This is a genomic window from Olavius algarvensis spirochete endosymbiont, from assembly GCA_900608495.1.
Taxonomy (GTDB): Bacteria; Spirochaetota; Spirochaetia; order DSM-2461; family DSM-2461; genus UBA2779.
In genome coordinates this window covers 1-1,224 of sequence record UWYT01000196.1, presented here as the reverse complement: position 1 = coordinate 1,224, position 1,224 = coordinate 1, and the positions used below count along the sequence as shown (strand labels likewise).

General features: G+C 43.3%; 2 protein-coding genes. Both read left to right on the top strand.

Features of this window, described 5'->3' with window-relative positions; all coding sequences use genetic code 11:
• A partial coding sequence (locus S1OALGB6SA_RS06170) for a peptidoglycan DD-metalloendopeptidase family protein (protein WP_230204455.1) occupies positions 1-588 on the top strand: 588 nt, incomplete at its 5' end.
• Positions 589-597: 9 nt separating this feature from the next.
• Entirely contained in the window at positions 598-1,092 is a 495-nt protein-coding gene (locus S1OALGB6SA_RS06165) for a hypothetical protein (protein ID WP_124032877.1), read from the top strand.
• Positions 1,093-1,224: the final 132 nt, after the last annotated feature.

The following is a 1,224-nucleotide window of genomic DNA, read 5'->3' as shown; positions in this document are numbered from 1 at the left end:
TATTCTGTCATCGAGGCTCTCAACTGGTATTCCTATGTGAGCAACAACCCCGTGAAGTATGTCGACCCGACGGGGATGGAAGAAGAAACCCTTGTGCCGGCTTTGACTGATGTAGTCGCCCCTGCAGACGGGAAAATAATTGCCATCAATGAATGGGCTGACATCAGTGAATATGGAAACAATGTTGTTATTGAACACGCTGTTGGGAAAATCTCCATTATGGCACATCTAGAAGGATTTGCCGAAGGGCTAAGTGTTGGGGATTCAGTTAAACAAGGGGATAAAGTTGCAACAGCAGGTGGTACTGGAACTATAGAAGGGATGGCACCGCATCTACATTGGGCAGTTTTTGACGGAGTAGATTCGCTACATGCTCCTGCTGGAGATAAGGGAATATTTCTTGGGAAAGACTGGATAGTGAATATGGATAAATCTGTGGATCCTCAAACGTTGATAGATTCGGGTGAATATATCCATCCAAGTGATGGGATAGTAACGAGTAAATATGGCGGAAGGGACATGCCTCCTCCAAGAGATTTTCATGAGGGTGTTGATTATTCGATCAGAACTAGGAGAAAGGAGAAATAAATTGCGTCTATGATGCTAAGGATAAAACGGATATCAGTGATACTTTTCTTGCTGGTAGGGATTTTTTCCTCTGTATATTCCTTTTCGTTAGGATTGAATGAGAACAAGGATTTGGAAGAGGAGTACCGCCAGTTTGTTCCTGAAGAGTATTCAAGAGATTGGACGAACGCCGAAATCTCTTATTCCTTTTACTATGAAGGATCAGAGGTCCCTCCTGCTCAAATATATCTATATAGCAATGGTGTTATGATTTGGGAAAGACGTTTTTCCTATGAGGAAGAGCTAGAAAATATATTCTATTTATATGAGATAGATGGGGACAGAATTAAGGTGAAAGTCGTGGATAAGAGAGTTGATATAGGGAGATATGTTGAAGTCGCGTTATATCATCTCAGGGATGAAAGTCGTGATGTAATATCTGTCAATGTAGAAGATAATTCTGCAATATATGGTTTCGGAGATACGCTCTTTTTTGGGGGATTTTATTTCTTTCTGGAAGAATAGGGCTTAGGAAGTTAAAACTCATTCGTCCCCCACCAGCACTCCCCCCAGTGGCCACCGATTAGTCGGACAAAGTCCCCGCGCAGGCCCTCAGCCAGGCCCGCCCTTAGGCCGTCCATGGCCATAAGGCTAAAC